Here is a 13,971-nt window from a genome sequence, read left to right on the forward strand (position 1 = left end):
CGACCTGGGTTCCCTGAACGGATCCGCGCCGCCAGCCTTGCCGCGCGTAGAAGCGATCAGCCCTTGTGTCGGGCGACGTTTGAAGTGTGATGCATTGATGGCCTAGCCCAAACAGCCAGTCGACAGCCAGCTTGAGCAGGTGTGTGGCCAGTCCTTTTCCTTCATGGTCAGGGCTGACGAACAGTGCCCAGATCGATGCCTCATTTCGGTCCGCATAGCAGAATGCGGCGATCGTGCCTTCCACTTCCGCGACCCAGCCACGCCCGTCTTTCTCAAGAAAGTCCTCATACATCTGGACCGTGACGCGGCCTGGACTGGACAGGACGTTTTCTTTCACGGAGAGGCGAATCACCGACATCGCGGGGATGTCGGCGACAGAGGCGCGGCGGAAAGCGGTGTGTGGCTGGTCAAGCATTTTTATTTCAATCATCGGGACGAGGTGGTCACGATACCATGCGGCTGGAGCCGAAAAACGCGCACAAAGTCACTGCGGGGCAAATGTGAGGGGGGCACGCCCTTATTTGGCGTGAACGGTGCCGCGCAGCTTGCCGACGATCCCGGTGGGGAAGAAGTAGATCGAAAGGACGAACAGCACGCCCAGCCACAGCATCCAGCGGTCCGGATGCAGCGCCTGGGACAGGAACGGAATGCCTTCCAGCGCCGGCGCGCTGCTCGACATCAGCGTTTTCAAGTAGTTCTGCGCGATGATGAACAGGGCGGCGCCGATCACCGCGCCGTACATCGTGCCCATGCCGCCGATGACGACGATCAGCAGGATGTCGGTCATCACCTCGAAGCCGAGCATGGTCTTCGGCCCGACATAGCGCAGCCACAGCGCCATCAGCGCGCCTGCCAGCGCCGCCACCAGCGCTGCCAGGCAGTTGGCCCAGATCCGGTACACCACCGTGCGGTAGCCCAGCGCTTCGGCGCGGAATTCGTTTTCGCGGATCGCTTCGAGCACCCGCCCGAACGGCGAATTCACGAGCCGCAGCAGGAACAGGAACAGCAGCAGGCAGCCGAAGAACACGATGTAGTAAGTAATCAGCTTGCCGTCGATGGCGCGCCCGGCGATCTCGTTTTCGATCAGGCGGAAACCCGGCGACAGCAGCTCGGGGGCACTGAAGGTCCTGCCGTCCTCGCCGCCGGTGAAGTCGGACAGCTGCGACGCCAGCACCGCGAACGACGACGCCACCGCAAGCGTGATCATGGCGTAAAAGATGGCGCGCACGCGCAGCGCGAACAGGCCGACGATCAACGCAAGCACGATGGTGAGCGCCAGCGCGGCTATGAGGCCGACCAGCGCGCCGCTCCAGCCGCCGGCCTCGCTCGACAGCCCCAGGCCGACGCCGTACGCGCCGATCCCGAAGAACATCGTGTGCGCGAACGAGACGATGCCGGTGTACCCGATCAGCAGGTCGTACGAGGCCACCAGAACGATGTAGATGCAGATGGTGGCGGCGGTGTTGAGCGGCCGCGCGCCGGAAGTGAGGAAGGGCGCGAACGCCAGTCCGAGGAACACGGCGACCAGTGCCACGGCCAGCATGCGGCTGCGCGGCAGGTCGCCGGAAAAGAGTCGGTTGATCATTGCGAGTCCTAGCGCCGTGCGTTGGAAAACAGGCCGGCCGGCCGCCACAGCAGGATGGCGATCATCAGGCCGATGTTCGACACCAGCGCCACCTTCGGCGCCAGGAAGCCGGCGTAGTTGGCGACGAGCGCCATCAGCAGCGCGCCGATGAAGCAGCCGCCGACCGATCCGAGGCCGCCGATGATGATGACAATGAAGATCATCACCATCACTTCGCCGCCCATCGACGCGCTCAGCGTCTCCTTGTACAGGCCCCACATCACGCCGCCAAGGCCAGCCAGCGCGGAGCCGGCCGCGAACACGGCGACGAACAGGCGCCGCACGCGGTATCCCAGCGCTTCGACCATCTCGCGGTTTTCGACGCCGGCGCGGATCAGGAGGCCGATCCTGGTGCGGTTCAGCACCAGGAACATGGCGGCGAACACCACCAGGCCCACCACCACCGCGACCAGCCGGTATTTTTCGATCGCCGCGTCGCCCAGCACGATGGCCCCGCGCAGGCTGGTCGGCAGCGGCAGCGCGATATGGTCGGCGCCCCAGATCACGGTGATCAGCTGTTCGGCGACGATCATGCCGCCCATCGTGATCAGGATCTGCTTCAGGTGCTGGCCGTACACCGGCATGATGATGATGCGCTCGAAGGCCCAGCCGAGCAGCGCGGTGACGGCCATCGCGACCAGCATCGCCAGCCCCAGCACGCCGAGATTGAGCAGCAGCGAATCGGCTTCGAGCCAGCCGTGCATCGGCAGCAGCACCATCGTCGCCGAATATGCGCCGACGGCGACAAAGGCGCCATGGCCGAAATTAAGCACGTCCATCAGGCCGAACACGAGCGTCAGGCCGCTCGACATGATGAAGATCATCATGCCCATCGCGAGGCCGGCGACGGTCAGCGTGACCCAGGTCGGGAAGCTGCCGACCAGCGGCAGCATCGCCAGCATCAGCGCGGGCACCAGCAGCAGCGGCGCGATGTCGCGCCTGGCCGCAGGCAGCGAGGTGTCGGGCGCGGCGGGCAGGATCCCCTGCGGCAGGGTGGGAGGCAGAACGGAAGTCATGTCGCGGGTCCTATTGATGGGCGTCGAGCGAGAGCCCGAGCAGGCGCTGTTGCAGTTCGTCGTCCTCGACCAGGTCGCGCATGGCGCCGGTGTGCACGATGCGGCCGTCGTCCATCACCGACACGGTGTCGCCGAGCGATTTGACGAAGCTGAAATTCTGTTCGACCAGCAGGATGGTGGTGGTTTCCTTCAGTTCGCGGAAGGCGGCGATCAGGCTCTGGATGATGGCCGGCGCCAGGCCCTTGGTCGGCTCGTCCACCAGCAGCAGCTTGCGCGGCTCGACGATCGCGCGGGCAATCGCCACCATCTGCTTCTGGCCGCCGGACAGGTTGCCGGCCGGGTAGTGCCAGAATTTTTTCAGCGCCGGGAAGAAGCCGAAGATCCATTCGACGCGCGCGTCGTCGAGCGGCCCGCTGCGCGCCGCCAGCAGCAGGTTCTCGCGCACCGTCAGGTCGGAAAACACGGCCATCGACTCGGGCACGTAGGCGATGCCGGCCTGCGCGATGCCGGGGGTGGACAGTTTGCCGATCTCGCGGCCGTCGAATTGCACGCTGCCGGCGCTGGCCTGCCACAGACCCATGATGGTGCGCAGTGTGGTGGTCTTGCCGGCGCCGTTGCGGCCCAGCAGGACCGACAGGCCGCCGCGCGGCACCAGCAGGTCGACGCCCTGCAGGATGTGGTATTCGCCGATGTGGGTGTGGACGCCGGAGAGCGTCAGGATCGGATCCTTGTCATGCATGTTCGGGAGTTCCCAGATAAGCTTCCTGCACGATCTTCGAGGCCATCACTTCGGCCGGATTGCCGTCGGCGACCAGCGCGCCGTTGTGCAGCACGACGATGCGGTCGGCCAGCCGGCGCACCACGTCCATCTTGTGCTCGACCAGCAGGATGGTCTTGTTGCGTTCTTCCTTGACCTGGGCGATCAGGTCGAGCACCACCGGCACCTCGTCGACGCTCATGCCGGCGGTCGGCTCGTCGAACATCATCACGGCCGGCTCCAGTGCGAGCAGGATCGCCACTTCGAGCTTGCGCTTGTCGCCGTGCGACAGCGCGGCCACCCGCATGTCGCGCTTGCCGGCGAGGGCAACGCGTTCAAGGTAGTGGCCGGCGCGCCCGATCAGGTCCTTGTGGCCGGACCAGACCGAGAACATGTTCATGCCCACGCCGGCGCGGCTCTGCACCGCCAGCCGAACGTTCTCCATCACCGACAGGCTGGGGAACAGGTTGGTGAGCTGGAAAGCGCGGCCGATGCCGAGCCGGGTGCGATGCGCCGCGCCGTAGCGGGTCACGTCGGCGCCGCCGAATTGCACGCTGCCCGCGGTCGCCGCCAGCTGGCCCGACATCAGGTTGAAGTAGGTGGTCTTGCCGGCGCCGTTCGGGCCGACGATCACGGTCAGCGTGCCGGGATAGAAATCGGCCGTGACATGGTCGACCGCGACGTGCCCGCCGAAGCGGATCGTCAGGTCGCGGGTCGACAGCGATGGACTGCGTTCGCTCATGTCAGCGCTTGTTCCTGATCGGCAGGGGCATGGCGCTGGCCGGAATCTCGCGCACCAGTTCCAGCAGGTCCCACTCGCTCTTCTGGTCCTTCTTGATGCGGAAGTGGTACATCGGCTGCAGCGCCTGGTGGTCTTCCTTGCGGAAGGTCATCTTGCCCTTGGGCGTCTCGAAGTCCATGCCTTCCATCGCCGCGATCAGCTTTTCGGTATCGCCCGATCCGGCTTTGGTCAGCGCCGTCACAACCGCGCTGGCGGCGGCGAAACCGCCGGCGGTGAACATGTCGGGCGGCGCCCTGAAGCGCTTGGTGTGCTCCGCGACCAGCCAGTCGTTCATTTTGTTCTTCGGGAAGGCGTAGTAGTAATAGATGGTGCCCTCGGTGCCGGCGAAGTTTTTCCAGGTCTTCATCACCGGCAGGATGTTCCCGCCCGGCGCCAGCGTGATGCCGTAGCGCTCGGGCTTCATGTCGGCCAGCTTGTTCATCGGGCTGGGACCAGCCCAGACGATGGTCAGCACGCGCGGCTGCGGCTTGTCCTTGAGCGCGTCGAACAGGCGCTGCGCCGATGCGGTGAAGTCGGTGGCGGCCTGCGGCGCGTATTCCTCGTGCACGACCTTGGCTTTGCTCCTGGTCGCGACCAGCGCTTCCCTGGCCGCCTTGACGGCGTCGCGGCCGAACGCATAGTCCTGCGCCAGGAAGGCGTAGCTGCCGCTCGGCGCGATGCTGGCAGCGGCCATCGCATCCTGCATCGAGCTGCGGGCGCTACGGAAAACGTAGCGGTTCCACTTGTCGCCGGTGATCGCATCGGCCACCGCCGGCTCCACCACCAGCACCTTCTTGTATTCGGCCGCCACCGGCAGCATCGCGATGGCCGAGCCGGAGGAACTGGTGCCGACCGCGATGTCGACCTTGTCGTCGCCATAGGCCTCGGCCAGCAGGGTGCGGCCCATGTCAGGCTTGCTCTGGTCGTCCTTGACGATGACCTTGAGCTTGCGGCCGCCGATTTCCATCTTCCCGCCGGTGAGGTATTCGAGCCCCATCATGAAGCCGGTCTCGGTCTCCTTCGCATACGGCTCGAGCGCGCCGGTCTTGCCCGCGATGAGCGCAATCTTCAGGTCGGCGGCGGATGCGAGGGCCGGTGCGAAGGCGGCGGCGACCAGCAGGGGCAGCAGTTTTTTCATTCGTGTCTCCATCATAGTGTCAGGCCGCCCGTGACTTCGAGCGTGGCGCCGTTAATGTAACTCGCTTCGGACGATAGCAGGAACACCGCCGCGGCGGCGATCTCCCTCGGCTGTCCCATGCGTTTTTGCGGAATTTGCGCCACCATCTCGTTGACCACGCGGTGCGGCATCTTGGCCAGGATCGGCGTTTCGATGAAGCCGGGGCAGATCGCGTTGCTGCGCACGCCCTTGCGTCCCAGTTCGCGCGCCCAGGTGCGGCTCATGCCCAGCACGCCGGCCTTGGCGGCGGCGTAATTGGTCTGGCCGAAATTACCCGACAGGCCGACGATCGACGAGATGTTGACGATGGCGCCGGCGCTCGAGAGCAGGGCGTCGACGCTGGCGCGGGTGCAGTTGAACACGCCCTTGAGGTTGATGTCGATGACGCGGTCCCATTGGGCCTCGCTCATTTTGGTCAGCTGGGCGTCGGCCACCACGCCGGCGTTGTTCACCAGGCCGTCGATGCGGCCGAAGCGCGCCAGCGTGGCCTTGACCGCGTCGTGCACGGCGGCCAGGTCGGAAACGTCGACGATGAAGCCGGCCGCCTGCGCGCGCGGGGCGCGGTCGGCGATGCGCTCCAGGGCGCCGGCGATGGCGTCGGCCTGATAGTCCCAGACCGCGACGCTGGCGCCGTTTTCGGCGCAGCGTTCGGCGATCGCCAGGCCGATGCCTTGCGCGCCGCCGGTGACGATGACGACCTTGCCGGCCAGGTTCATCGAGGTGCCGTGGCCGTTCAATCGACGCTCCCGAGGAAGTCGCGCAGCGCCAGCTGGGCGGCCGGTTCCGTCATCATCGGCGCGTGGCCGACGTTGGGCACTTCGGCGTACAGCATGGCCGGCGCCGACGCGCGCATCAGCGCCACCTGCTCCGGCTCGACCAGGTCGGACAGCGCGCCGCGGATCAGCAGGGTGGGGCGGCGGCGCGCCAGACGGCGAAAAGCGAAGCGCGCCAGCAGCGAACTTGGCTTGACGGCGCCCTCGCGGATCGCGATGCCGATGTCCGGGTCGTAGCGCATGGCGAACTGTCCCGGCGCGGTCTCGCTGAAGGCGCGGCGCGCCCACTTGTACCAGTCGTCGGCGCTGTTGTCGGGGAAGGCCACTTCGTTGATGGCGCGGATTTGCGCGGCGGCGTCTTCCCAGGAGGCGATCGGCTCGACCTTGCCCGCATAGCCGGCGATCCGCTGCAGGCCGCGCGGCGACAGGGCCGGGCCGACATCGTTGAGGACGGCCGCGCCGATCAGGTGCAGGTGGCGCATCGCCAGGGTCATGGTGATCAGGCCGCCCATCGAGGTGCCGACGAAGACGGCGCGTTCGATGCCCAGGTCGTGCGCCAGCTTGACGATGTCGTCGGCGTAGACCATCAGGTTGTAGTGGCTTGGGTCGGGGTCGTGGTCGGACTCGCCGCGGCCGCGCACGTCGACGGCCAGCACGCGCCGGCCCTGGGCGGCGATCCATGGCGCCAGTTCGTCGAAGTCGGCCGAATTGCGGGTCAGGCCGTGGATGCAGATGACGGGCAGCCGCGCCGGGCCGCTGGCGGGCGCGTAGTCGCGCGCGAAAAGGCGCAGTCCATCGGTGCTCTTGAAGCTTGTCTCGGTGTGGTTGGCCACATGCGTCCCGTTTAAATGGGTTTCTCGTTAAATTGGAGTGTGCGCCAAATGGCCGCCATCCGAAAGACAAGGGCCGCCCAACGTTTGTGCATTTATGCACAGGCAGCGTGCGCCCGTGTGCTGCGGCGCAATGACGAAACACGCGTGTCAAAGCGACGAAGCGATTGCCTTAGTGCTGTGCACTGATGCACAATGAGCCGCATGAAAACCTTGCCCGAGTGGACAGACCTGCGGTATTTCCTCGAGCTGGCGCGCGCCGGCACCCTGTCCGGCGCCTCGCGCGGGCTGGAGGTCGAGCACACCACGGTGGCGCGCCGCATCGACCGGCTCGAAGTGCAGCTGGGGTCGACCTTGTTCGACCGTTCGCGCGAAGGCTACGAGCTGACCGAGATGGGACTGGCGCTGCTGCCGCACGCCGAAGTGATGGAGAGCGCGGCGCTGGCGGCGCAGGACCAGCTGTCCGGCAACCAGGTCGAGGTGCGCGGCGTGGTGCGGCTCGGCGTGCCCGAGGTGCTGGGCGTGCGCGTGATCACGCCGCTGCTGTCGCGCTTCCTGGCCGATCATCCCGACCTGTCGATCGACCTGCTGGTGCAGCCGCGCTTCGCCAACCTGGCCAACCGCGAGGCCGACCTGGGAGTGACGCTGGACGCGCCGAGCACGGGGCGCTACATGGTGACGCGGCTGGCGTCGTTCCGGCTGTATTTATATGGTTCGCCGGACTACCTGGCGCGCCATCCGCCGATCACGCGGCAGTCGGACCTGGCCGAGCACGACTTCGTCGATTACGTGCAGGACCGGCTGGCGAGCAACGAGCTCAATTTTCTCGACGCGCTGGGATTCACGCCGCGGCGGCGCCTGTGCTGCACCGGCATGATGGCGCAGGCCGAAGCGGCGGCCGCGGGGCTGGGGCTGATGATGGCGCCGCCGTACGTGATTCCGGACGATGGACGGCTGGTGCCGATCCTGCAGGACGAGGTGTTCGCCGAGCGCGCGTACTGGATGGTGGCGCCGGTCGACCTGTACCGGCTGCCGCGGGTGAGGGCGGTATGGAACCTGCTGCGCGAGTACGCCGATGCGCAGCCGGAGCTGTTCGTCCATGGCGGCGTGCAGCACGCCACAAAAACGCGGGTTCAGGTCCGTCGGACCTGACCCCAAAAGCCAAAGGGCGCCTCGCGGCGCACTTTTTTCATCCACAGTCCTGAATCAGAACTTGTAGCCCACGGTCAGGCGCACCGTGCGCGGATCGCCGTAGAACGTGGTCACCGTGTTGAAGAAGCCGGAGAAGTTGTAGCCCGCGACCTTGTAGCGCTTGTCCGTCAGGTTGCGGCCGTGCAGGCCGACCTGCAGCTTGCGGTCGCCGCTGGTCCAGACCACGCCCGCGTCGATCAGCGTGTAGCCATCCTGCGCCAGCATCAGGTTGCCGGGCACGGTCGCATCGAGTGCCGCCGTGGCGCCGGTGCGAACGAACTCGGTCTGGTACACCTTGCTCTTGTACGCAGCGCCGCCCATCAGCGACAGCGTGCCCGAATGGCCTATCACCGGCATCGCCAGGTCGTACGTTGCCGACAGGTTGGCCGCGTGCTTCGGCGTGTTCTGGAATTCGGCGTACGGCGCCACGTTGATCAGCGAAGTGCCGCTGGCGACCATCCACTCGTCGTACTTGGCGTTGGTGTAGCTGTACATGCCGCTGATATTGAGCGCGCTGGTCACGTGCGCCACCATTTCAAGCTCGATGCCCTTGATCTTGGCCTTGCCGGCGTTGGTCAGCGAGCCGGCGAAGCCGTTCACGTTGCCGGCCGCGTCGAAGGTCGGGATCGAACCCGGGATCTGCACATTCTTGTAATTGGTGTAGAACACGGCGGCGTTGGTCTGCAGGGTGCCGCCGTTCATGCTCGACTTGACGCCCAGCTCGAACGCAGTGACTTCCTCCGGATTGACGCCCTGGCGCTTGATCAGCGAGGCGGCGCTGTTCGGATTGCCGCCCAGGTCCATGCGCGGGTCGTACATGCCGCCCTTGAAGCCCTGCGACGCGGTGCCGTACAGGTTATGCTCCGGCGCCATCTTCCAGCCGAATCCGAGCTTCGGCGTGAATTTGGTGTCGGTGCGATGCAGCGCATCCGGTCCCAGGTCGGTGTTGGCGACGCCACCGACGGCAGCCGGGTTGCCCAGGGTCGGCGAACCGGTCAGGCCGAGGTAGGTCTTCTTGAAGATGGTCGCGCGGCGCTCGTCGTCGGTGTAGCGGCCGCCGACGTTGACGTTGAAGGTGTCGGACACGTTGTAGCTGACGTCGGCGAAAGCGGCCCAGGTCTTGGTGTCGATGTCGTCGCGGGTGTACAGCGACAGGCCGCCGGCCGCGTTGTACAGCACGTCGAATTCGTTGAAGGCGTTGGACTTCATCCAGAACACGCCGGCCACGCCCTGCACGCGGGCGCCGGTGTAGGTCAGCTGGAATTCCTGGCTGGTCTGGTTGTCGGCGTAGATTGTCGGCGCCTCGAACAGCGCGGTGTTGAGCGAGTCGAAGTCGATCGGCGCGTAGGATTTCGACTTGCGGTAAGCGGTGATCGATTTCACCGACATGGTCGGATTGAGCTGGTATTCGGCGGTCAGCGAGGTGCCCTGGTTGATCACCTGCTGCGCGTGGCCGTTCACGGCGTTCAGGTTGGCGCGCGTGTCGTAATCGCCGGCGAGCACCGGCAGGTTGGTCGGCGCCGGGCCCGGGGTCAGGCGGTAGCCTTGCTTCGGATGCGAATCGTCGACCGTGCGGTCGGTCGCAAGGCGCACGAACAGGTCGCTGCTCGGCGCGAACTCCACGCTCAGGCGGCCGGCCAGCATCTCCTTGTTGTAGTTGTCCTGGCCGGTGATGACGTTGTGGCCAAAGCCGTCGCGGTTGAAGGTGCCGATGGTGCCGCCGATGCGGATCATGTCGGAGATCGGGGTGCTGGCCTTGAGGACCAGGTCCTTCTCGCCGTAGTTGCCGATCGTCGCCTTGGCGCTGAAGGTGGTTTGCGGCGCCAGCTTGCGGGTGACGTACTTGATCGCGCCGCCGATGGTGTTGCGGCCGTACAGCGTGCCTTGCGGACCGCGCAGCACTTCGATGCGTTCGAGGTCGTAGATGTCGGTCAGCGCGCCTTGCGGGCGAACCAGGTAGATGTCGTCGAGGTAGATGCCGACGCCTTGCTCGTAGCCGGCGACCGGGTCCTGCTGGCCGACGCCGCGGATAAAGGCGGTGAGGGTGGTGTTGGTGCCGCGCGAGCTTTTCAGGGTGGTGCTCGGCGTGGCATCGGCGATCGCGGTGAGGTCGGGGATCGCCTGTTTTTCGAGCTGCGCGCCCGAGAAGGCGGTGACCGCGCCGGGCACGTCCTGGATCAGTTCCGTGCGGCGGCGCGCGGTGACCACCACTTTATCGAGTTCGCGGGTAGCGCTTTCTTCGGTCGTGACTTGCGCGTATGCCGTGGTCCATGACACGGCGGGAATCGCCATGATGGCTGCGACGGATCGGCGCAGCATTGTCCTCTGTTTGTTCGACATACGCATTACAGTCTCCTTGGGTTTATTTTTTTGTATGCGGGCTTATACGCATTGCAACGGAGTGTGCCGCGTTTCACGATCGAGTTAAAGACAGAGGCTTGCACGGCCTGTGTGCAAAATTGCACAGCAGGGCGCCGGCTATGGCAGCGGCGCAGAGGGCGTAGCCAAATTGCAACAGGTACGCCAAGTTAGCGTGGCGTCGTAGCAGCGAAGGCGGTTAGCGGAAGGGATTGCGGTCGTTCAGCTCGGAGATGTAGTCGTCGATGCCGCCGGCCTCGCGCTCGAGGAAGCGTTCGATGGCGTCGGCGAACGCGGGATGCGCCAGCCAGTGCGCCGACCAGGTCCGCGTCGGCAGGAAGCCGCGCGCCATCTTGTGCTCGCCCTGGGCGCCGCCTTCGAACGCACCGATCCCTTGCTCGATGCAGAACTCCAGCGGCTGGTAGTAGGCGGTCTCGAAGTGCAGGCAGGGGACGTATTCGAGTTCGCCCCAGTAGCGGCCGAACAGCGTGTCCTCGGAGTGGATCACCAGCGACGACGCGATCGGCTGGCCATCGCGCTCGGCGATCACCAGCAGGATATTCTGCGGCATGGTGCGGCCGATGCGCTGGAAGAAGTCCAGGTTCAGGTAGGGCGTCGAGTGGTGCGCCGCGTAGGTGTGCTTGTAGCAGCGGTTGAACAGGCGCCAGTCGGCATCGGTCGCGTCGGCCCCGCGCACCCGGCGCAGCGTGACGCCGGCCTCGCGCACCTTGCGCCGCTCGGCGCGGATGTTCTTGCGCTTCTTCTGTTCCAGCGTGGCGAGGAACTCGTCGAAGTCCTTGTAGCCGGCGTTCAGCCAGTGGAACTGCACGCCGCTGCGCAGCATGAAGCCGGCATCGGCCAGCATCCGCGCCTGGTCTTCGGGCGGATACAGGATGTGGGTCGAGGAGACCTCGGACGCCTTCCGGGTCGCCACCAGAACATCGACCAAGGCGCGGCGCGCGCGCGGGTCGGTCGCCATCAGGCGCGGGCCGGTCACCGGCGTGAAGGGAATCGCGGACAACAGCTTGGGGTAGTACTCGAGGCCATTGCGATGGTAGGCGTCGGCCCAGGCCCAGTCGAACACGTACTCGCCGTAGGAGTGCATCTTGACGTACAGCGGCATGGCCGCGGCCAGCACGTCGCCATCAAACAGGGTGATGAACTGCGGCTGCCAGCCGGAGTCCGCGCTGGCGCTGCCCGACTCGTGCAGCGCGTGCAGGAAGGCGTAGGACAGGAAGGGATTGCTGCGCTCCTGGGCCATGGCCAATCCGTCCCATGCGGCCTGGCCGATCTCGGACAGAGAAGAAACGATATGCGTGCGATAATTCATTGTCCAAATTCTCCGAAGATCTGCTGCCTCGCGAAGCATTTTACGCACAACGGCGCAATCGAACGATCACCGATGAAAAAGCTGTTCTCCAATCTGTACTCGCACGATTTCGCGCGCGTCGCCGTGGCAACGCCGCGCTGCCGCGTCGCCGACCCGGCCTTCAACGCCGCGCAGACGATCGCCATGGCGCGCGAGGCGCGGCAAACCGGCGCGGTGCTGGTCGCGTTCCCCGAGCTGGGACTGTCGGCCTACACCTGCGACGACCTGTTCCACCAGCGCGCGCTGCTCGACGCGTGCGAGGCGGCGCTGCAGGCGGTCGTGGACGAGTCGAAGCAGCTTGGCATCGTGATGATCGTCGGGATGCCGGTGCGGGTCGAGCACCTGCTGTTCAACTGCGCGGTGGTGGTGGCGGGCGGACGGATTCACGGCGTCGTGCCGAAGAGTTATCTGCCGAACTATGGCGAGTTCTACGAGGCGCGCCAGTTCAGCGCGGCCGATTGCGGCCTGGCCGATGAAGTGGCGCTGTGCGGCCAGCGCGCGCGCTTCGGCGCCTCGCTGCTGTTCGAGTTGGATGCGCTGCCGCTGTTCCGCTTTCATGTCGAGATCTGCGAGGACGTGTGGGTGCCGATTCCGCCGTCGTCGTTTGCCGCGCTGGCCGGCGCCACGGTGCTGGTCAACCTGTCGGCGTCGAACGCGCTGGTCGGCAAGGCCGGCTACCGGCACCAGCTGGTGGCGCAGCAGTCGGCGCGCTGCGTGTCGGCCTACTTGTATACTTCGGCGGGCGCGGGCGAGTCGACCACCGACATGGCGTGGGACGGCCAGGCGCTGATCTGCGAGAACGGCGAGCTGCTGGCGCAGTCGGAGCGCTTCCTCGACGACTCGCACCTGCTGACGGCGGACATCGACCTCGAGCGCCTGTCGCGCGAGCGCATGCGCCAGACCACATTCGGGCAGTCGGTGCGGCGCCACGCGGACGTGGTGTCAGAGTTCGAGGTGGTGAAGATCGAGCTGGCGGTGGCGATGGACCGTCCGCTGGCGCTGGAGCGCAAGCTCGAACGCTTTCCGTACGTGCCGTCGGATCCGGCGCGGCGCGACGAGCGCTGCACCGAGGTCTATAACATCCAGGTGCAGGCGCTGGTGCAGCGCCTTAGTTCGAGCGGCATGAAGAAGGTCGTCATCGGCGTGTCGGGCGGGCTCGATTCGACGCACGCGCTGCTGGTGTGCGCGCAGGCGATGGACCGCCTCAAGCTGCCGCGCACGAACATCCTTGCGTACACGATGCCGGGCTTTGCGACCAGCGAGCGGACCATCGCGCAGGCGCGCCAGCTGATGGAGGTGATCGGCTGCAGCGCGTCCGAGATCGACATCCGCCCGAGCTGCATCCAGATGCTGAACGATATCGGTCATCCGTATGCAGGCGGCGCCGAAGTCTACGACGTCACGTTCGAGAACGTGCAGGCGGGCGAGCGCACCAACCATCTGTTCCGGCTGGCGAACCTTCAGGGCGCGATCGTCATCGGCACGGGCGACCTGAGCGAGCTGGCGCTGGGCTGGTGCACTTACGGCGTGGGCGACCATATGTCGCACTACAACGTCAACGCCAGCGTGCCGAAGACGCTGATCTCGCACCTGGTGCGCTGGGTCGCGGAGACCGGCGTGGTGGGCGCGCGCGGATCGCGGGTGCTGGTCAACATCCTCGACACCGAGATCAGTCCCGAACTGGTGCCGGGCAAGGAGGGCGGGGAACCGGCGCAGAAGACGCAGGACGTGATCGGGCCGTACGAGCTGCAGGACTTTAATTTGTACTACACGCTGCGCTACGGCTTCACGCCGGCGAAGGTGGCGTTCCTGGCGCTGGCGGCATGGGGCGATCGCGAGCGAGGCGCCTGGCCGCATGGCGCGCACGTGCAGCGCAACCAGTACGCGCTGGCGGACATCAAGCGCAATCTGGGCATCTTCCTGTACCGGTTCTTCAAGACCAGCCAGTTCAAGCGCTCGTGCGTGCCGAATTCGCCGAAGGTGGGGACCGGCGGATCGTTGTCGCCGCGGGGCGACTGGCGGGCGCCGAGCGATGGCGAGGCGGTGGTGTGGATGGCCGGGCTCGACGCGATCCCCGATGGGTTAGAATGATCTT

Annotated in this window: 11 protein-coding genes and 1 pseudogene; 2 read left to right on the forward strand and 10 right to left on the reverse strand. The window is 66.1% G+C overall.

Translation table 11 applies throughout. The features are described 5' to 3' along the window. Nucleotides 1-37: 37 nt before the first annotated feature. The 8 genes and pseudogenes from AC1D02_RS16360 to AC1D02_RS16395 all read right to left on the reverse strand — a co-directional run. Nucleotides 38-430 (reverse strand): annotated as a pseudogene (locus tag AC1D02_RS16360) (GNAT family N-acetyltransferase); the annotation flags it as partial. 87 nt (nt 431-517) lie between these two features. Then, the gene (locus AC1D02_RS16365) at nt 518-1,585 is read right to left on the reverse strand and encodes a branched-chain amino acid ABC transporter permease (protein ID WP_477318718.1); all 1,068 of its coding nucleotides are present in this window, start codon (nt 1,583-1,585) and stop codon (nt 518-520) included. An 8-nt stretch (nt 1,586-1,593) separates the two neighbouring features. Continuing rightward, nucleotides 1,594-2,640 (reverse strand): branched-chain amino acid ABC transporter permease, encoded by a 1,047-nt coding sequence (locus AC1D02_RS16370; protein WP_477318720.1) that lies wholly within the window; start codon nt 2,638-2,640, stop codon nt 1,594-1,596. A gap of 10 nt (nt 2,641-2,650) precedes the next feature. Then, entirely contained in the window at nt 2,651-3,379 is a 729-nt protein-coding gene (locus tag AC1D02_RS16375) for an ABC transporter ATP-binding protein (protein ID WP_477318722.1), read from the reverse strand. Further along, nucleotides 3,372-4,139 carry an ABC transporter ATP-binding protein gene (locus tag AC1D02_RS16380; protein ID WP_477318724.1) on the reverse strand — a complete coding sequence of 256 codons (768 nt, stop codon included), beginning with the start codon at nt 4,137-4,139 and terminating at the stop codon, nt 3,372-3,374. Before AC1D02_RS16380 ends, AC1D02_RS16375 begins: the two co-directional genes overlap by 8 nt. 1 nt (nt 4,140) lies before the next feature. Next, the gene (locus AC1D02_RS16385; RefSeq protein WP_477318726.1) at nt 4,141-5,316 is read right to left on the reverse strand and encodes a substrate-binding domain-containing protein; all 1,176 of its coding nucleotides are present in this window, start codon (nt 5,314-5,316) and stop codon (nt 4,141-4,143) included. An 11-nt stretch (nt 5,317-5,327) separates the two neighbouring features. Beyond that, entirely contained in the window at nt 5,328-6,092 is a 765-nt protein-coding gene (gene fabG / locus AC1D02_RS16390; protein ID WP_477318728.1) for a 3-oxoacyl-ACP reductase FabG, read from the reverse strand. Next, entirely contained in the window at nt 6,089-6,961 is an 873-nt protein-coding gene (locus tag AC1D02_RS16395; RefSeq protein ID WP_477318730.1) for an alpha/beta fold hydrolase, read from the reverse strand. Before AC1D02_RS16395 ends, fabG begins: the two co-directional genes overlap by 4 nt. A gap of 192 nt (nt 6,962-7,153) precedes the next feature. On the opposite strand from AC1D02_RS16395, the gene AC1D02_RS16400 reads away from it, so the two are divergent. Then, nucleotides 7,154-8,110 carry a LysR family transcriptional regulator gene (locus tag AC1D02_RS16400; protein ID WP_477318732.1) on the forward strand — a complete coding sequence of 319 codons (957 nt, stop codon included), beginning with the start codon at nt 7,154-7,156 and terminating at the stop codon, nt 8,108-8,110. A 54-nt stretch (nt 8,111-8,164) separates the two neighbouring features. Here AC1D02_RS16400 and AC1D02_RS16405 read toward each other — a convergent pair whose 3' ends face one another. Beyond that, on the reverse strand, nt 8,165-10,468 hold the full coding sequence (locus AC1D02_RS16405; RefSeq protein WP_477318734.1) for a TonB-dependent receptor: 2,304 nt from the start codon (nt 10,466-10,468) through the stop codon (nt 8,165-8,167). Nucleotides 10,469-10,706: 238 nt separating this feature from the next. Further along, nucleotides 10,707-11,837, reverse strand: a complete 1,131-nt coding sequence (locus AC1D02_RS16410) for a GNAT family N-acetyltransferase (RefSeq protein WP_477318735.1) — start codon at nt 11,835-11,837, stop codon at nt 10,707-10,709. A 72-nt stretch (nt 11,838-11,909) separates the two neighbouring features. On the opposite strand from AC1D02_RS16410, the gene AC1D02_RS16415 reads away from it, so the two are divergent. Next, nucleotides 11,910-13,967, forward strand: a complete 2,058-nt coding sequence (locus tag AC1D02_RS16415; protein ID WP_477318737.1) for an NAD(+) synthase — start codon at nt 11,910-11,912, stop codon at nt 13,965-13,967. Nucleotides 13,968-13,971 lie beyond the last annotated feature (4 nt).

The organism is Massilia sp. P1_C10 (assembly GCF_056406475.1).

Coding starts and splice junctions, on each gene's coding strand:
- AC1D02_RS16380 (WP_477318724.1), bottom strand. CDS start 4,139: ATGAGCGAACGCAGTCCATCGCTGTCGACCCGCGACCTGACGATCCGC.
- AC1D02_RS16405 (WP_477318734.1), bottom strand. CDS start 10,468: ATGCTGCGCCGATCCGTCGCAGCCATCATGGCGATTCCCGCCGTGTCA.
- AC1D02_RS16400 (WP_477318732.1), top strand. CDS start 7,154: ATGAGCCGCATGAAAACCTTGCCCGAGTGGACAGACCTGCGGTATTTC.
- AC1D02_RS16415 (WP_477318737.1), top strand. CDS start 11,910: ATGAAAAAGCTGTTCTCCAATCTGTACTCGCACGATTTCGCGCGCGTC.
- AC1D02_RS16375 (WP_477318722.1), bottom strand. CDS start 3,379: ATGCATGACAAGGATCCGATCCTGACGCTCTCCGGCGTCCACACCCAC.
- AC1D02_RS16410 (WP_477318735.1), bottom strand. CDS start 11,837: ATGAATTATCGCACGCATATCGTTTCTTCTCTGTCCGAGATCGGCCAG.
- AC1D02_RS16370 (WP_477318720.1), bottom strand. CDS start 2,640: ATGACTTCCGTTCTGCCTCCCACCCTGCCGCAGGGGATCCTGCCCGCC.
- AC1D02_RS16365 (WP_477318718.1), bottom strand. CDS start 1,585: ATGATCAACCGACTCTTTTCCGGCGACCTGCCGCGCAGCCGCATGCTG.
- AC1D02_RS16385 (WP_477318726.1), bottom strand. CDS start 5,316: ATGAAAAAACTGCTGCCCCTGCTGGTCGCCGCCGCCTTCGCACCGGCC.